The sequence below is a fragment of the Streptomyces sp. NPDC006872 genome, from assembly GCF_040635845.1.
Lineage (GTDB): Bacteria > Actinomycetota > Actinomycetes > Streptomycetales > Streptomycetaceae > Streptomyces.
The window spans coordinates 15,754-31,521 of the sequence record NZ_JBEYIL010000008.1; the positions used below are offsets into that span (position 1 = coordinate 15,754).

Here is a 15,768-nt window from a genome sequence, read left to right on the forward strand (position 1 = left end):
CCGAGGTGCCGGTGGGTGACGCGGGTGTGCCCGAGCTGTCGGCGGCATGGCTCCCGACAGCTCGGGCCCACCGCGGCTACGAAAGCGCAGCGGCCCTGCGGCGCACCGCGTCGAGAAGGAGCTCCAGGCCGAACTCCATCTCCGCCTCGTGGTCGATCACGGCCAGTTCGGCGGCCGCGGCGGCCACGGCGGGCAGCCCGCCTTCGACGAGTTCCTCCTCACGCATGGTGGTCACACCCGGGATGGCGCCGGCGTACGTCGGCGCGAACCCCACCTCTCGCGAGAGCGTCCCGATCAGGAAGGCGATGAAGGCCCGCAGGACATGCACGGCGTCGGCGCCTTCCAGGCCGGCGCGGTTCAGGAAACGCAGCGCGGCCTCCACCACCGGCATCGCGGCGGGCGCGTTGAGTCGGCGGGTCAGCACCAGGGACGAGGAACGGGGATACCCCAGGGCGGCGGCACGGAAGGAGTGAGCGAGGGAGCGCAGTCCGTCCTCCCACGACATCTCGTCAGCCTCGGGAATCCGGATCCCGCTCAGGATCACGTCCGCCATGGCGTCCAGCACGTCGGCCTTGTCGTCGACATGGTTGTACAGCGACATGGTCCGCACCCCGACCGCCGCCGCGATCTTGTGGAGCGACAGCTTCTCCATGCCCTCCGTCTCGGCCACCACCAAGGCCTGGCGCACGATCTCCTCCCTGGTCAGCGGCCCACGGCGGGTCATCCTCTGCGCCATCGCCCATCCCTTTCGCTCAGCGGCGCACCCCTGCGCCACATAACAACTTATCTCATAAGTTTCAAGCGCCACGAGGAATCGCGGCAGGTCGAGGCCTGGAAGACACCCAGAATCGCCGCCCGCGTCCACACGAGGACGACGGTCCGCGCATCGGGGTCGTCACATCGGAGAGCGACCGCGACGCCCTGGACGAGGAAGCGGGTCGCGAGCTCGCCGGCCACACTCCCGTGCGGGCTCTTGACGTGACTTATTCCGTAAGTCTAGCTTGAGGAAACGGCGGACATACACCGTAAGTTTTTCGGAATCCTTTCCATGTAGTAACGGAGAACCACTGATGACCAGCACCATGCGGGCGCTCATGGGCGGCGCCGGACCCGAATGGGACGTACGGAACGTCGACGTACCGACGCCGGGACCGGGGCAGATCCGCGTTCGTGTGCGGGCCGCGGCCGTCAACCGGGCGGACCTGTACATGCTGCAAGGCACGTACAACCCGCGAGCGAAGACGAGCGACCTGTTCACCGCCGGTCTCGAATTCGCCGGCGAGGTCGACGCGATCGGCGCCGACGTGCGGCACCGGTCCGTCGGCGACCGGGTCATGGGCGTCACCCTGGGCGCCTTCGCCCCCTACGCGCTGGTCGACCACCGGCATGTGATCACGGTGCCGGAATCCCTGTCGTGGACCGACGCCGCGGCCCTGCCCGTGGCGCTGGCGACCGAGCACGACGCCCTCGCCCAGGGCGGCTTCGGCCTGCGGCAGAGCGTCCTCGTCGTCGGCGCCACCTCCTCGGTCGGCCTGATCGGCGTCCAGTTGGCCAAGGCGCTCGGCGCGGCCCAGGTCATCGCGACCACCACCTCCGGCAGCAAGGCCGAGGCCCTGAAGTCCGTCGGTGCGGACGTCGTCGTCGACACGGCGTCCGAGAACCTCGCCGAGGCCGTGGCCAACGTCACCGGCGGCGCCGGGGTGGACCTCGCCCTCGACCACGTAGGCGGGCAGCTGTTCGCCGACACCTTCCTGGCCACGCGCGTCGGCGGCACCGTCGTCAACGTCGGGCGGCTGGCCGGGGCCGAGTCCACCATCGACCTCAACCAGCTGTCGTTCCGCCGCCTCCGGGTTCTCGGCACGACGTTCAGCGTGCGCACGCCCGACGAACTCGCCGAAGCCTGTGCCGCCCTCGCCACCGATGTCGTACCCGCCGTGGAGGAGGGCCGGGTCCGAGCTGTCGTCGACCGCGTCTTCGCCTTCGACGACGCCAAGGCGGCGGCGGACCACATGCGTTCGAACACAGCCGTAGGAAAGATCGTTCTGGAGGTCACTTCATGAGCCGCGTCTTCGGACAGATCGCGCAGATCGGATACGTCGTCCGCGACCTGCACTCCGCGATGGAGTTCTGGGTCGCCCAGGGCGTCGGTCCCTGGTTCTACCAGGACCCGGTGCAGACGGACTGGTTCAAGTACCGGGGCGTCGCATCCGGCATGCAGATGGCCGCCGCGGTCGCCAACTCCGGTGATGTGCAGATCGAGTTGATCCAGCCGCTCAACGACGAGCCCTCCCTCTACAAGGACTTCCTGGACGCCGGCCACGAGGGCGCACAGCACGTCGCCTACTGGACGAAGGACTACCAGGAGCTCTACGACCGCGCTCTGTCCCTCGGCTACGCCGTCGCCCAGGAGGGCGCGATCCAGGGCGGCCGCTTCGCCTACCTCGACACCGAGACGCACCCCGGCACGGTCATCGAGATCTCCGACATCGGCGGAGCCAAGGGCGAACTCTTCGCGGCACTGCGGGAGATGGCGGCCGCGTGGGACGGCACCAACCCCATCAACAAGGTCGGCTGACACCGCCGTACGAACACGAAAGAGAAGACCATGGAATATCCCGACCTGACCGAACTCCCCGCCGACCTGCAGAAGATCGCCGCCGAGCGGTCCGCCGTGAACATCTACCGCATGGTGTTCCACTCCCCCGCCCTGGCACCCGCCTTCCTGCAGATGGCCGACGCGATCTTCCAGGGAGCCCTCCCGCACCCCTTGCGCGAACTCGCCATCCTCCGGGTCGGACACGCCTACCGGGCGCCGTACGAGATCCACCACCACGAGAACATCGGCCGGCTCCTCGGGCTCGACGAGGCCGGCATCGCCGCCGCCGGAAGTGGTTCCGCCGAGGGGCTGACCGCAGAGCAGACGGCGGTCCTCTCCCTGACCGACCGGTTGCTGGAACAGCACACGCTCACCGAGGCCGACCGTGCCGAGGCGCTCTCGTTCCTCACCGCCGGGCAGCTCTCCGACCTGGTCCTGACGGTCGGCTTCTACCAGTTGGTCTGCAACTTCCTGAACACCTTCGAAGTGACGACCGAGGGCGAGAAGGCCCCCTACTGAAGCCTGCCGAGGCCCCTCCACAAAGCCCCTGTTCACATCGTCCAGGAGGATCGATGAAGCTCGCCTGGCAGGACTCCGACGTCCTCGACATGCCCACCCTGGACACCCGTGTCACCGCCTTCGACGGACTGACCGAGGTGCCCGGCGGCTACGGCGCCAAACTCGCCTGGGCCCGCGAACAGGCCAAGGTCTTCCGCACCGAGTTCGCCGCGACCGGCACCCCGGACAGCGTCACGACCTGCGACCTGATCACACTGCCGTACCCGACCAAGTTCGGCCTGTTCCGGGCCAGTCGGGCGATCGCCCCGTTCCTGTCGATCACCAACCGCATGCTGGTGGTGCGGTGGACGGAGAGCGACGGACGCAAACGCGTGCTGCTGTTCGAGCCCAGCGACCACGAACTGGGCCAGAACACGCCGTACTTCGCCGCACTGATCCGCCGCACGCCGGGTCCGCTGCAGTCACTGCTCACCACCGAACACGGCACAGTCCTGGGGCACCTGGCCCGTCTCGGCATCAGGCCGGAGGACGTCGACTATCTCCTCTTCGACCATCTGCACACCCAGGACCTGCGCCGCTGGGTCGGCACCACGAGCCCCCAGGCCGACCTCGGCGGCACCGTGCGGCCGGCCTTCCCCAACGCCAAGGTCATCGTGCAGCGCCACGAGTTGCTGGCCATGTCCCAGCTGCACCCACTCCAACAGCCCTGGTACCAGCCGGAGACCTATCGGGACGTACGGCCGGACGCGTTCCTCCCCGTCGACGGCTCCCTGATCCTCGGCCCGGGCGTCGCCGTGGTCGAGACGCCGGGGCACGTGCTCGGCAACCAGACCATCGTCCTCAACACCTCCACCGGCATCTGGGCGAGCAGCGAGAACGTCATCGCCGCCGAGTGCCTGACCCCCGAGCACTCCCGGATGCCGGGCATCGCCCGCTGGGCCCGCACCTGGGGCCAGGAGGTCGTCCTCAACGCCAACACCATCGAGACGACCGCCGACCAGTACAACTCGCTGATCGTCGAGAAGACCCTGGTCGACCGCTCCCAGGCCGACCCCCGCTTCCTCCAGTTCTTCCCCTCCAGCGAACTGACCGCCTCCTGGGCCAACCCGGGAACGTCCCCCACCTTCACCCACAAGGCGATCGCACACTCGTGAGGGGGTGTGCCTTGCACCCCCAGAGAGCGCATCGGGTCGAGCATGCGCGATCATGACCCGATGGACGCTCGTTTCCTCGGCATCGCCGAGCTGGTCGAAGCCCCGGCCGTGGCCGTCGTAGTCGACGTCATGCGCGCTTTCACGGTGGCCGCCTGGGCCTTTGCCCAAGGGGCGGAAAAGATCGTTCTTGCCGAGTCGCTGGACGAAGCCCTGGCCCTCAAGGCTCGTCACCCGGAGTGGGTGGCGCTCAAGGACGGTCCGCCCGCCCCCGGGTTCGACACCGTCAACTCGCCGGGCCTGCTGCGGGCCATTGCCCTCGGCGGACGGACCGTTGTGCAGAAGACCACGGCAGGGACCGTAGGCGCCCTCGCGGTCAAGGAGGCGTCGCTGGTGCTGTGCGCCAGCTTCGTGGTGGCGGAGGCGACGGCTCAGCTCTTGCGGTCACGCGGGTGCGACAGTGTCACGTTCGTGGTCACCGGCGAAGACGGGCACGCCGACGAAGATCTGGCGTGCGCTCAGTACATCGCTCGGCGGGCCACCGAGGCCGAGACGGATGCGGCCGAGTTCCTCCGCCGCGCCGGCGAGTCCCGCGCCGCGTCCGAGCTGGCGGAGGGTGTGCGACAGGGAGTCCATCCTGACGACGTCGCGCTCTGTCTCGAGCTCGACCGGTTCCCCTTTGCGATGGCGGCGACCTTGGAGGGCTCACTGATGGTTCTCCGTCCGGTCGGGCGTGCGGCGTAGGCTCGGCTACCGACTGAACGCCTCGATACGGCAACGCCTCTGGAGTTCCTGCAGGTCGGGCACGTCGACCCCGCCGGAGGGCTGCTGCAGCAGCACGTCATCGACGACCTGCAGGATCTCGTCGCCGCCGATGCGGGCACCCTGCGGGTGTACTCGGAACCGGTCCTGGCGGCGGCCGTCCTGAGGCATGTGGCGTCGGCGCACCGAGCCACGGCGGAGAAGGCGGAGGTCACGCTGCTGGTCCACGACCCGGGCGAGTTGGAGCTGTGGGGCGATCCGCTGCGGCTGCGTCAGGTCGTCGGCAACCTCGTGTCCAACGCCGTCCGCCACACGCCGCCCGACGGCCGGGTCACCCTTGAGGCGCACGGGGCGGCGTCCTGACGGCTTCCAGCGCACCCGGACGCGGCGCCGCCTTCACCGTCAGGCTTCCCCGGTGCGAGGGGCGCAAGGCCGACAGAGAACGCCGATAGAGATCGCCGGATAAAGCCGACCGGAAAGCTGGCAAAGGCCGACCGAGAGCATCTCTTAAAGCGCTTTAAGTACTCGTACTATCAGCGCCCACGCAGTCGCGTGTCAAGGGCCCTGGCGCAAGTCGACCAGAGACAGTGCGGACGACGTCGACCGCCCGCCGCCCTGAGGCGCTCCGAGACACCCCGAGGCGGCGGCATGGTTTCGATTGAGTACAGGTGAGCACAAGCCCTTGACACCCTCCCGAAACAGAAGGATGCTCTGCGCACCGCTTAAAGCGCTTTAAAAAGGCGCGCATATTACCGAGAAGTTTCCCAAGAGCAATTGCTCAGAATTGCGTTGACGCGACCGGTGCCGCGATACCCGTGCGGTAAGCCCTCGTCGCCGAGACCGCTCTCACCTGGACGTCCCGCCTGCCACTCCCCCGCGATTCGCGGGTCCTCGGCTCACGCGGGACCCATCTCGCTCGACCCTCCGAGGCACTCCTGGTCCGCCCAGGCAGCCGCCCGGATTCACTTGAAGGAGCACCCAGCACATGGAACGCATACAGACCCGTCGACCGCTGGTCGGCCGTCGCCTCTCCCGCAGAGTCCTGACGGCGGTCAGCGTGCTCACCGTGGCGGCGACCGCACTGACCGGGTGCAGCAGCGGCAAGGCCACGGGCGACACGGCACAGGCGACGGCGAGCGCCGACGGGTCTGGCACCACCCCGGCGAAGAGCAACGGCAAGGTCTCGATCTACGTCATCGGCGGCAAGGCCGACGACCCGTTCTGGTCCGCGATCAAGCGCGGTGGCGAGGACGCGGCGAAGCTGGTCAGCGCCGACGGCGGCAAGGTGACCTTCCTGGGCCCGCAGAACTACGACAACCTCGGCCCGGACGCCGCCAAGCTGACGCTCACCGCACTGTCGCAGAACCCGTCGGCCATCCTCGTGCCGGACTGGGTTCCCGACAACCAGGACGCGGCCATCAAGCAGGCCGTGGCCAAGGGCGTCCCGGTGTTCATCTACAACTCGGGCGGCGCGGACGCGGCCGAGCGCGTCGGCGGTGTCAAGTACATCGGGTCGGACGACTACGAGGCGGGCAAGGCCGGCGGCGTCAAGTTCGCCGAGTCGGGCGCCAAGAACATCCTGTGCGTCAACACCGTGCCCGGTTCGGCCAATCAGGAGGCACGCTGCAAGGGCATCGCCGACGGCGCCAAGAGCAAGGGCTCGGCGTCCAAGCAACTGCCCCTGGCGTCCTCCAACTTCGGCAACCCGTCCGCGGTCACCCAGGCGATCAAGGGTGCGCTGCTGAAGGACGACAGCATCGACGCCCTGGTGACGATCGGCGTGCAGGACGCGGACAGCGCCGCCGCCGCGATCGAGCAGGCCAAGGCCGTTGACAAGGTCAAGCTGGGCACCTTCGACCTCTCGCAGAGCCAACTGGACCGGATCAAGGCCGGCAAGCAGCTCTTCGCGATCGACCAGCAGCCGTACCTCCAGGGCTTCTACGCCGTGTCCATCGCCAACCAGTACCTGTCCTACGGCGTGCTCCCGCCGCAGAACCCCCTCCTGACCGGCCCCCTTCTGGTCACGTCCGAGAACGTCGCCGCCGCGATCGCCGGCACCAAGGCCGGCGTCCGCTGATGCATCAGAGGTGCCGGGCCCGGACCGGACCCGACGGGACCCCGTCCGACGGGACCCCATTCGACGGGACCGGGCCGGGCCGGCGCCTCTGACCGGCGCTCCGCTTCTTGCAGCACTCCAAGATCCACAAAGGTGGTACCAGACCCGATGACAACCTCACTCCCCCAGTCGACGGCCGAGCCCGAGACCGCCGTCACCCCAGCAAAGGAGTCCGAAAGCCGACTGGGCCGACTGTGGCATCGGCCCGAGGCCGGCGCGCTCATCGGAACGATCAGCGTCTTCGTCTTCTTCGCGATCTTCGGCGGAGAGAAGTTCCTGGCCCCCGCGGGTGCGGCGAGCTGGCTGAACATCGCCGCCGAGCTCGGCATCATCGCCATCCCCGTCGGACTGCTGATGATCGCCGGCGAACTCGACGTCTCCGTGGGCTCGGTGCTCGCGGGCAGTTCGATGACGCTGGCCATCGTGTCCGGGCACTGGGGCGCCCCGATGATCGTCGGCATCGTCCTCGCCCTCGGCCTCGGCCTGTTGACCGGGCTGCTCAACGGGATCATCGTCACGCGGACCAACGTCCCGTCCCTGGTCGTCACTCTCGCCACGATGGCCGGCATGGCCGGTCTCACCCTGGGCCTGTCCCGCGCCACGACCGGCACCACCAGCGTGGCCATCGCCCCCGACCCCCTGTCGAAGTCGCTCTTCGGGCAGCTGATCGACGGCCAGTTCGAGGTGGCGATCTTCTGGTGGCTCGCGGCGGCGGTCGTCGTCGCGGTGCTGCTGCAGATGACGAAGTACGGAAACTGGATCTTCGCCATCGGCGGTGACAAGGAGAGCGCCCGCGCCACCGGCATCCCGGTCTCCAAGGTGAAGATCGCCCTGTACATGGCGAGCGGGTTCGGGGCGGCCCTGGTCGGCGTGATCCAGACGATCCTCTACAACGGCGCGCAGGTCGCCAACGGCCAGTCCTTCGTCTTCAACTCCATCATCGCCGTCGTCGTGGGCGGCGTCCTGCTCACCGGCGGCTACGGCTCCGTCTTCGGCGTGGCGCTGGGGACGCTGACCTTCGCCATCGTCAACCAGGGCATCTACTACACCGGTTGGAACTCCGACTGGGCCAGCCTGATCCTCGGCATCCTCATCCTCACCGCCGTGTTGATGAACAACACCTTCCGCCGGCTCGCCCTGTCCTACACCCCTCGCAACGCTAAGAAGGCCTGACCATGACCGCGCCCCTTCTGCGCCTGACCGACGTCAGCAAGTCGTTCGTCGGCACCAACGCCCTGCAGGACATCTCCCTCGAGGTGGATCCCGGGAAGGTGCTGTGTCTGCTCGGCGACAACGGCGCCGGCAAGTCGACCCTCATCAAGATCCTCTCCGGGTTCCACAAGCCCACCACCGGCACGATCGAGGTCAACGGCGAGCCGGTCGTCTTCGACAGCCCCCGGGACGCCAGCTCTCGGGGCATCGCCACCGTCCACCAGTTCGGCGGGACGTTCCCGTTGATGGGCGTCGGCCGCTGCTTCTTCGTCGGGGCCGAGCCCACCAAGGGATGGGGCCCGTTCAAGCTGTTCGACAAGAAGATGGCCGGTGAGATCGCCGTCCGCGAGATGCAGTCCCTGGGCATCACCCGGGTCACCGACGGCGCCCGTCTGGTGGGCAGCCTGTCCGGGGGTGAGCGCCAGGCCCTCGCGATCGCCCGCGCCGTGTACTTCGGGGCCAACGTCCTCATCCTCGACGAGCCCACCGCAGCCCTCGGCGTCAAGGAGGCCGCACACGTCCTGCGGATCATCATGCAGGCCCGGGCCAAGGGCGTCGCGGTCATCCTCGTCACCCACAACGTCCGCCACGCCATGATGGTCGGCGACCACTTCGCCGTCCTGATCCGCGGTCAGAAGGCCGACGACTTCCGCAAGGGCGAGCGCACTCGCGAAGAGATCACCGACCTCATGGCCGGCGGCGAAGCCATGGCTCACCTCGAGGCCGAGCTGGCGCAGCTCCAGGCCGAGGCCTGACGACTGCCGCGAGCCGGCGGCCCAGAGCAGCAGCGCGCGCGGTGGAAGGCCCGCGCTGCCCTCCGCCCGTACCGAGCGGAGCTCACTCTCCGCTCGGTACGGGCTCAAGGAGGACCCACGTCTACGCCGCCCGGGGAGACGACTTCCTGGCATTCGTCGAAGCGCATCGACACCGAGCACCACCCTGCTGGACCGTCAATACAGCAGAACAAAGAGCCATTCCCTTGATTCCTCCTATTGTTTCGTCGGAAACATGTCGCTAGCTTCGCTGTCAGGTGAAGCGCTTCGACGACGAAAGGACGCAGGGGATGCCCCACCAGCACCGGGCGGACGACGCCCTCGCCAACCCCGTGATCCCCGGTTTCCACCCCGACCCCAGCGTCTGCCGCGTCGGCGACGACTACTACCTCGCGTGCTCCAGCTTCGAGTACTTCCCCGGCGTCCCCCTCTTCCACAGCCGCGACCTGGTGCACTGGACGCAGATCGGCAACGTCCTGGACCGGCCGAGCCAACTGCGTCTGCCCGTCGGCGTGCCGTCCTCCGGCGGGATCTACGCCCCCACCCTGCGCCACCACGACGGCCGTTTCTGGCTGATCGTCACCAATGTGAGCGAAGGCGGCGGCAACCTGCTCGTCACCGCCACCGACCCCGCCGGCCCCTGGTCGGATCCCCTCCCGCTGCCCGACATCCCCGGCATCGACCCGGACCTCGCCTGGGACGAGGACGGCACCTGCTGGTGCACCTTCGCGGGGGTCGGACAGATCCGCGTCGACCCGTACACCGGCGAGACCTACGGCCCACCGAGGCGACTCTGGTCGGGCGGCCCCGGCGCCAAGGCTCCGGAGGCGCCGCATCTGTACCGGATCGGCGACCACTGGTATCTGCTCATCGCCGAGGGCGGCACCGAGCGCGGCCACGGCGTCTCCATCGCCCGCGGCAGCGCACCCACCGGCCCGTTCGAGCCGTGCCCGGCCAACCCGATCCTCACCCACCGCGGCACCGATCACCCCGTCCAGAACACCGGCCACGCGGATCTGGTGCAGGCCCCCGACGGTTCCTGGTGGATGCTGCTGCTCGGCGTACGGCCGGGCGGTGGCACACCGGGCTGGCACGTGCTCGGCCGTGAGACGTTCCTGGCCCCCGTGACCTGGGTGGACGGCTGGCCGGTCGTCGGCGAGGTGGAACTGCACCTGCCCACTCCCCCATGGCCGCTCGCTCCCCACCCCGGTGAGGCGCCCCGGGACGACTTCGACCTCGGCGAACTACGGCCGTCCTGGATCTCCCTGCGTGACCGACCCGCCGAGCACTGCACCACCGAGAAGCGCTCCGGATGGCTGACCCTCCGCGCGCGGGGCGGCTCCCTGGACGAGCCCGACGTCGTCTTCGTCGGCCGGCGCCAGCAGCACCTGGCGTGCCGGGCGCGTGCCCTCGTCGACCCGGCGGAGGGACGCGGCGGTCTCGCCGTCCGCCTCGACGAGCAGCACCACTACGAGATCGAGGCGTCCGCCACGCAGGTGCGGGTGCTCGCACGCGTCGGCCCGCTGCGCACCCTCGTGGCCGAGCGGCCCGTGCCCGGCCTGCCGCTGGTCCTCGGCATCGCGGTCGGCGCCCCGCCGGCTCCGCACGACGCGCGCACCGGACCCGACGTAGTCTCCCTCGGCGTCGAGGAGCCCGACGGCACGTTCACCGTGCTCGCGACACTCGACGGCCGCTACCTGTCGACCGAGGTGGCCGGCGGCTTCACCGGTCGCGTCATCGGCATGTACGCGGCCGAAGGCACGCTCCACTTCGACTGGTTCGAGTACGAGCCGCAGGCCGCCTGACTGCAGACCATCTGCAGCGGCGTCCAGGCCGGGCAGCCCGAAGTTGGGGCCGCCGACCGGACCGGAGTCGAGCGCGGTGCCGACCGCGTCGCCCAGCGTGGCGAGCCTGCGCGGCGCGCTGCGCGGTCCGGGCGGCCGGCTCCCGGTCTCTTCGGCGTCGAGCTCGGCCAGGAGGCGGGGTCATGCTGGAGTCGACCCAGCCTGCCCTACGCTCTCGATGACGAGATCGACCGCTGAGCGAGCATCGCGGACAACCACGGGGAGCAGTGTGCCGCCTTTCGTCCACCGGATCACCAAGTACGATCCCGCCGACCGCGACGAGCACGGCCACTACATCGGCAGTGAGGAGCCGACCAGCGACCACGGGGCGGTCGAGTCGGCCTACCTGCAGGCTGTCGCTGCCTTCGCCGCGGCCGCAGGCGTCGACCATCTGGCCATTCGCGAGCCCCAGATCACCGGCCTTGCCCACTTCGGCCTGGAGCCGGCCGTAGAGGGCCACGGTCTGGGCGGGCTCTTCCCACCCGATCTCAGCGGATTCCACGACGGCGCAGAGATCCCTCTTTCCGTCGGTCTGGAGCTGGTACGCGCCATGCTCCGCGACAACGGCGCCTGGTGCCGTCTGGAAGTCGAGGACACGTTCGCCGTGCACGTCGGGTGGGACCAATACGTCTACGTCCGTACCGACAAGCCGAGCGAGAACGCCCTTGCACATACCCGGGCACTCGGCCTCTTCCCGGAACGATTGCAGGCGTCGCCCTACGAGGCCGACTTCGACGAGCCCGGCGTACAACGACCCGCCGACGACGACTTCTGGGCCCGTCTGCGCCGGTCCGTCGCGGTGCGACAGGCAGCCGTACTGGAGGAGGGCTACGTCGACAATGCCTCCCGCTGGCACCGCCTCACGGAGGACACCCTGGATGCGGTGCGCGCGAGGCTCAGCCCGCGTGCCAAGTTGACCGTCTGGCCGGACCTGTCCGCCGACATCGATGCAGTTCTCGCCACGCTCCCCGAGAAAGGCCCGGTGGAACTCGTCTGGGAAGACGGGAACGGGGTGATCACCAGCACGATCGCGGACGAAAGCGAGTACCGGGCGCCGGCTGCTCGGATCGCGGGTGCTCGCGCCGCTGCCGCCCTGCCCCTGGACGTCGACTCACGGCACCCTCTATTCACCGCTGTGATGACCGACAGCGACGGCGTCCTGCGGGCCCGATGGAGGACCGAGCCGACCCTCAGCGACCTGAACTGGGCCTTTCTGAAGACTCTTCGCCGCGGACAGATCGTCACCGGCAAGGGAAAGGGGCCGGGCGACGATGCAGGCGTCTGAGTTTCCGCGTGCGGTGGCCGCGGCCATGTCGATCGCCTCATCGCTTGGCCTGACGGTCGACGACGCGCTCGTTCTTCATGACTCGAACAAGCTCACTCTGCGTCTGCTGCCTTGTGACGTCCTGGCCCGGGTGGCACCCGTGGCGCATCAGGTCGCGCAGTTCGAAGTCGAGCTTGCTCAGCGGCTCGTCGAATCCGGGTGTCCCGTGGCTGCTCTCGAGCCTCGAGTGGAGCCACGCGTCCATGAGCGTGATGGCTTCGTGGTCACGCTATGGACCTACTACGAACCCGTGACACCTCACGAGGTCTCACCGGCCGACTACGCCCATGCGCTCGAACGGCTGCACGCCGGCATGCGCAGGCTCGACGTCCCGACCCCGCATTTCACGGATCGAGTCGAACAGGCACAACAGCTCGTGGCGAACCGCGACCGCACTCCGGCACTCGCCGAGGCGGACCGGGAGCTTCTCGGCGACACGCTACGAAGCCTGAGACGAGTGATCGGCGAGCGCGGCGGCGCCGAGCAGCTGCTGCACGGCGAGCCGCACCCGGGCAACCTGCTCACCACGGAGAACGGGCTGCTGTTCATCGACCTTGAGACGTGTTGCCGTGGGCCGGTCGAATTCGACCTCGCCCATGCGCCCGAAGAAGTCAGCGAGCACTGTCCCGGTGTCGATCAAGACTTGCTGCGCGAGTGCCGGATCCTCGTGCTGGCGATCATCACGACGTGGCGCTGGGATCGAGACGACCAACTCCCGAACGGGCGCCGGCTGGGCGCAGAGTGGCTCGGCCAGATCCGAGCAGCACTCGGTCACAACGGCCTGGATGTCCGTGGCTGATCGCGGACCTTCGAGGGCCTGGTCGGCAGGCTGTCGACGTCGGGATCCACCGTGATCCTGGCGTTGGCCGATCGTGGGATCCCGAACAGGCGCGTCGCCGAGGCCTAGGGGGCGAAGTGCCACCTCTGGTCGTCGTACTCCTCGCCGCAGGACGTCTGCGCCGCGGGCCGGGCCGCCTCGCGGCCCTGAACCACGAGGCACTTGGCGTTGCCGACGCTGCGCAGCATGAAGTGCCCGGCCCGGTCACCGGTCCCCCACAGCTGCTCCCAGTGCTGCCCGTCGGGCCGGGCGGTGCAGGCGAGCCGGCGGGCCGGCGGGTCGGCGGGCCGGGGAGAAGTTCTCCGCGCCCGCCACGGCCAGGCATCGGCCGCTGTGCGCGTTGCGTAGCGTGCGGATGGCGCCGCCGGTCGACGCGGCCAGCGTCCAGGAGCGGTCAGCAGCGCCGGTGCAGGTGTCCTGCACCGGCACGAGCCCGTCCCCGGTGCCGGGGACCCGCAGGCAGAGCCCGCTGCCGTCGTTGAGCGGTAGAAGGTGAGACGCCGGGCGGCGGTCGGCTCAAGCTTGTCAAGACCGGTGGAGGGGAGCCCCACCGATCCAGCGGTGATAGGCGTCCACGTCGACGTTGCTGCCGCACACGATGGTGACTACGTGTCGACCGGCGAAGCGGTCACGGTCTTCGAGGATCGCAGCGATGCCGAGCGCGGCCGACGGTTCGACCACCAGGCCGGCATGGTCGAAAAGCATCCGCATACCGGCGATGATCGACGCCTCCTGCACCAGGACGGCGTCGTCAGCGACGAGGAGGAGGTCGTCCAGGACGGCCGGGATGGGACGTCGGCCGGCGACGCCGTCGGCGATGGTGTCGGTCGCGTCAGTGGTGACGACACGTCGCCTGCGCCACGAGAGTGTCAACGCCGGTGCGCCCAGCGGCTGGACGCAGATCACCTCGACTTCGGGTGCCAGCGCCTTCAGCACATGGCCCACGCCGGTGGCCAGCGCCCCGCCGCCGAGAGCGATCAGGACCGTGTCGAACGACGGTGCGGCGTCCGCCAGTTCCAGGCCGATGGTCGCCGCGCCCTCACAGGTCTCGATGTCCAGACTGTCTTCGACCAGCCGGATGCCGTCATACCGCGCGATGGCCGCCGCCCGCTCGCGAGCCAGCTCGTGGTCGCCGTCCACCAGCTCCAGCCTGGCGCCCAACGCGCGGATGCGGTCGAGCTTGGCCACAGTCGCGAAGCGGGACGCCACGACGCTCACCTCGAGCCCCCGGCCGCGACCGGACCAGGCGAGGGCCTGGCCGAGATTGCCCGCGCTGGCGCACACCGCGGCTCGCGAGCCGTTGTCGGCCAGCAGGTTCGCGATCACCTCGGTGCCGCGGCCCTTGAAGCTGCGCACCGGGTTCGCCGTTTCGAGCTTGACGCTCACCGCACACCCGAGCTCGGGCTCCAGCGCCTCACAGCGGTACAGCGGGGTGTCGAGAAAGACCGGGTCGATCACCCGGCGAGCCGCCCGGATCCGGGCAATGTCGAGGCGTGTCTCCTGCACGAAGCAGCAGCCTAGTGCGGGTCATGGTTCAAATCCCATGGATCGACGGGATGGTTCAGGCGCTGCCCGAGGTTCGCGTGGGTCAGCCCGGCGCTACTGCGGGATTCCGTTGGCGGCGAGACGGGCGCTCATCCCCTCGTAGGCGAGTTGCGAGTGGGCGTTGGCCGGGTCGTGGATGAGCCGGAGGTAGTCGTAGAGGACCTGCACGCACTTGTCCCGGCTGGGGTAGGCCGCGTCGGAGGCCAGCTCGAGGTTCTTGGTGACCTCCATCAGCTTGCCGTCGGCAGCGGCGTACACCGGGTGCCAGATGAGCTGCACCGCAGGGTTGAGCGCCATGACCACGCGGAGCTGCGGGACTTCCTGCGCGATGAGGACGCTGTCGGGGTTGTACGCCCGCAGAAAGATATGGACGGGGCCGCGAGCCCGGCTCACGAACGCCTTGGACAGGACGTTCCACATCGGCGTCTTCAGCATCCAGTCCGAGGTCAGGGTCAGCTTGTCGACCACGCCGCCGAAGGGGCTGGCCTCCAGAGGGGTGTGGCCCTTGGCCCGGGCGTAGTCGCTGACCGCCCTGCCGCCCGACCAGAGTGCCAGCGTCGGCGTGTCGATCGCCAGATAGTCGCCGACGAGCTTCACCAGCTCCTGATACCAGCTGTTCGACGCGCGGTGGTCGCGTTGCTTCTGGCGTTCGCTGAACTTCGCCATGGCGTCGTCGTTGAGCTGTCCCTGTTCGGCGATGCCGCCGAGGATGAGCTGCCAGGCGATGTCCGTGACGTCGTCGGGGAAGCCGGCCCGAGCCATCATGGCGCGGAAGGTGCCCCACTCCCCGTGCACGGTGGGATCAGCGGCGTGCCGCTGTGCGTCCTCCCTTGCCTCGGGGTTTTCCTGGCGCTGCAGCCAGCGCGTCACAGCCGCGTTGCCTGCCGTCCGCTGGAGGACGGCGAGCCCGGCAGGGTGCGGCACCTGCTGCCCAACGGCTCGCTCCGGGGCCGCGTCCTGTACCCGCTTCCTCGGTCCCGCCGCAGGGGTGGGCAGCACCGAGGGTGTCACTGTCTCTCGCACGCTCCGCGGTCCTCCAGGTTTCCTCTTCGGCCCCCAAGGGTTTGACCCTAGGGCCTCGGCACGGC

Annotated in this window: 18 protein-coding genes; 12 read left to right on the forward strand and 6 right to left on the reverse strand. The window is 69.1% G+C overall.

The features are described from left to right. Nucleotides 1–76: 76 nt before the first annotated feature. Nucleotides 77–736, reverse strand: a complete 660-nt coding sequence (locus ABZ725_RS23610) for a TetR/AcrR family transcriptional regulator C-terminal domain-containing protein (protein WP_358804555.1) — start codon at nt 734–736, stop codon at nt 77–79. A gap of 334 nt (nt 737–1,070) precedes the next feature. Between ABZ725_RS23610 and ABZ725_RS23615 the strand changes: the two genes are divergently transcribed. From ABZ725_RS23615 to ABZ725_RS23635, 5 genes are read left to right on the forward strand one after another with little or no spacing between them, the layout of a single operon-like run. After that, a complete protein-coding gene (locus ABZ725_RS23615) occupies nt 1,071–2,060 on the forward strand; it encodes a zinc-binding dehydrogenase (RefSeq protein ID WP_358804556.1) in 990 nt (329 codons plus the stop codon). Continuing rightward, nucleotides 2,057–2,575 carry a VOC family protein gene (locus tag ABZ725_RS23620; protein ID WP_358804557.1) on the forward strand — a complete coding sequence of 173 codons (519 nt, stop codon included), beginning with the start codon at nt 2,057–2,059 and terminating at the stop codon, nt 2,573–2,575. The genes ABZ725_RS23615 and ABZ725_RS23620 overlap by 4 nt, the downstream gene beginning before the upstream one ends. Before the next feature lie 30 nt (nt 2,576–2,605). Beyond that, a complete protein-coding gene (locus tag ABZ725_RS23625) occupies nt 2,606–3,115 on the forward strand; it encodes a carboxymuconolactone decarboxylase family protein (RefSeq protein WP_358804558.1) in 510 nt (169 codons plus the stop codon). A 53-nt stretch (nt 3,116–3,168) separates the two neighbouring features. Further along, complete coding sequence (locus ABZ725_RS23630) at nt 3,169–4,269, forward strand: hypothetical protein (RefSeq protein WP_358804559.1); 1,101 nt, start codon at nt 3,169–3,171, stop codon at nt 4,267–4,269. A gap of 60 nt (nt 4,270–4,329) precedes the next feature. Then, nucleotides 4,330–5,010: a 2-phosphosulfolactate phosphatase gene (locus ABZ725_RS23635; RefSeq protein WP_358804560.1), complete on the forward strand. Its 681-nt coding sequence runs from the start codon at nt 4,330–4,332 to the stop codon at nt 5,008–5,010. Nucleotides 5,011–5,016: 6 nt separating this feature from the next. On the opposite strand, the gene ABZ725_RS23640 is transcribed toward ABZ725_RS23635, so the two are convergent. Continuing rightward, nucleotides 5,017–5,199, reverse strand: coding sequence for a hypothetical protein (locus ABZ725_RS23640; protein ID WP_358804561.1), 183 nt, complete (start codon nt 5,197–5,199; stop codon nt 5,017–5,019). Here ABZ725_RS23640 and ABZ725_RS23645 point away from each other — a divergent pair, their 5' ends adjacent. The 7 genes from ABZ725_RS23645 (at nt 5,200) to ABZ725_RS23675 (ending at nt 13,096) form a co-directional block, all read left to right on the forward strand. Continuing rightward, nucleotides 5,200–5,391, forward strand: coding sequence for an ATP-binding protein (locus tag ABZ725_RS23645; protein ID WP_358804562.1), 192 nt, complete (start codon nt 5,200–5,202; stop codon nt 5,389–5,391). A gap of 622 nt (nt 5,392–6,013) precedes the next feature. Continuing rightward, nucleotides 6,014–7,105 (forward strand): sugar ABC transporter substrate-binding protein, encoded by a 1,092-nt coding sequence (locus ABZ725_RS23650; protein WP_358804563.1) that lies wholly within the window; start codon nt 6,014–6,016, stop codon nt 7,103–7,105. Between the two features lie 147 nt (nt 7,106–7,252). After that, the gene (locus ABZ725_RS23655) at nt 7,253–8,317 is read left to right on the forward strand and encodes an ABC transporter permease (RefSeq protein WP_351911216.1); all 1,065 of its coding nucleotides are present in this window, start codon (nt 7,253–7,255) and stop codon (nt 8,315–8,317) included. A gap of 2 nt (nt 8,318–8,319) precedes the next feature. Next, nucleotides 8,320–9,111, forward strand: a complete 792-nt coding sequence (locus tag ABZ725_RS23660) for an ATP-binding cassette domain-containing protein (RefSeq protein ID WP_358804564.1) — start codon at nt 8,320–8,322, stop codon at nt 9,109–9,111. A 308-nt stretch (nt 9,112–9,419) separates the two neighbouring features. Further along, on the forward strand, nt 9,420–10,934 hold the full coding sequence (locus ABZ725_RS23665) for a glycoside hydrolase family 43 protein (protein ID WP_358804565.1): 1,515 nt from the start codon (nt 9,420–9,422) through the stop codon (nt 10,932–10,934). Nucleotides 10,935–11,202: 268 nt separating this feature from the next. After that, nucleotides 11,203–12,258: an RNA-binding protein gene (locus tag ABZ725_RS23670; RefSeq protein ID WP_358804566.1), complete on the forward strand. Its 1,056-nt coding sequence runs from the start codon at nt 11,203–11,205 to the stop codon at nt 12,256–12,258. Beyond that, nucleotides 12,245–13,096, forward strand: a complete 852-nt coding sequence (locus ABZ725_RS23675) for an aminoglycoside phosphotransferase family protein (protein WP_358804567.1) — start codon at nt 12,245–12,247, stop codon at nt 13,094–13,096. Before ABZ725_RS23670 ends, ABZ725_RS23675 begins: the two co-directional genes overlap by 14 nt. A 104-nt stretch (nt 13,097–13,200) precedes the next feature. On the opposite strand, the gene ABZ725_RS23680 is transcribed toward ABZ725_RS23675, so the two are convergent. The 4 genes from ABZ725_RS23680 to ABZ725_RS23695 form a co-directional block, all read right to left on the reverse strand. Further along, the gene (locus tag ABZ725_RS23680; RefSeq protein WP_358804568.1) at nt 13,201–13,323 is read right to left on the reverse strand and encodes a hypothetical protein; all 123 of its coding nucleotides are present in this window, start codon (nt 13,321–13,323) and stop codon (nt 13,201–13,203) included. A gap of 16 nt (nt 13,324–13,339) precedes the next feature. Next, nucleotides 13,340–13,564 (reverse strand): hypothetical protein, encoded by a 225-nt coding sequence (locus tag ABZ725_RS23685; RefSeq protein ID WP_358804569.1) that lies wholly within the window; start codon nt 13,562–13,564, stop codon nt 13,340–13,342. Between the two features lie 96 nt (nt 13,565–13,660). Next, complete coding sequence (locus tag ABZ725_RS23690) at nt 13,661–14,641, reverse strand: pyridoxal-phosphate dependent enzyme (RefSeq protein WP_358804570.1); 981 nt, start codon at nt 14,639–14,641, stop codon at nt 13,661–13,663. Between the two features lie 93 nt (nt 14,642–14,734). Next, the gene (locus tag ABZ725_RS23695; RefSeq protein ID WP_358804571.1) at nt 14,735–15,703 is read right to left on the reverse strand and encodes a hypothetical protein; all 969 of its coding nucleotides are present in this window, start codon (nt 15,701–15,703) and stop codon (nt 14,735–14,737) included. Nucleotides 15,704–15,768 lie beyond the last annotated feature (65 nt).

What these genes read in the sequence shown, in the direction of transcription:
- ABZ725_RS23615 (WP_358804556.1), top strand. Translation starts at nt 1,071, where the DNA reads ATGACCAGCACCATGCGGGCGCTCATGGGCGGCGCCGGACCCGAATGG.
- ABZ725_RS23635 (WP_358804560.1), top strand. Translation starts at nt 4,330, where the DNA reads ATGGACGCTCGTTTCCTCGGCATCGCCGAGCTGGTCGAAGCCCCGGCC.
- ABZ725_RS23650 (WP_358804563.1), top strand. Translation starts at nt 6,014, where the DNA reads ATGGAACGCATACAGACCCGTCGACCGCTGGTCGGCCGTCGCCTCTCC.
- ABZ725_RS23675 (WP_358804567.1), top strand. Translation starts at nt 12,245, where the DNA reads ATGCAGGCGTCTGAGTTTCCGCGTGCGGTGGCCGCGGCCATGTCGATC.
- ABZ725_RS23660 (WP_358804564.1), top strand. Translation starts at nt 8,320, where the DNA reads ATGACCGCGCCCCTTCTGCGCCTGACCGACGTCAGCAAGTCGTTCGTC.
- ABZ725_RS23640 (WP_358804561.1), bottom strand. Translation starts at nt 5,199, where the DNA reads ATGCCTCAGGACGGCCGCCGCCAGGACCGGTTCCGAGTACACCCGCAG.
- ABZ725_RS23610 (WP_358804555.1), bottom strand. Translation starts at nt 736, where the DNA reads ATGGCGCAGAGGATGACCCGCCGTGGGCCGCTGACCAGGGAGGAGATC.
- ABZ725_RS23655 (WP_351911216.1), top strand. Translation starts at nt 7,253, where the DNA reads ATGACAACCTCACTCCCCCAGTCGACGGCCGAGCCCGAGACCGCCGTC.
- ABZ725_RS23625 (WP_358804558.1), top strand. Translation starts at nt 2,606, where the DNA reads ATGGAATATCCCGACCTGACCGAACTCCCCGCCGACCTGCAGAAGATC.
- ABZ725_RS23665 (WP_358804565.1), top strand. Translation starts at nt 9,420, where the DNA reads ATGCCCCACCAGCACCGGGCGGACGACGCCCTCGCCAACCCCGTGATC.
- ABZ725_RS23680 (WP_358804568.1), bottom strand. Translation starts at nt 13,323, where the DNA reads ATGCTGCGCAGCGTCGGCAACGCCAAGTGCCTCGTGGTTCAGGGCCGC.
- ABZ725_RS23620 (WP_358804557.1), top strand. Translation starts at nt 2,057, where the DNA reads ATGAGCCGCGTCTTCGGACAGATCGCGCAGATCGGATACGTCGTCCGC.
- ABZ725_RS23630 (WP_358804559.1), top strand. Translation starts at nt 3,169, where the DNA reads ATGAAGCTCGCCTGGCAGGACTCCGACGTCCTCGACATGCCCACCCTG.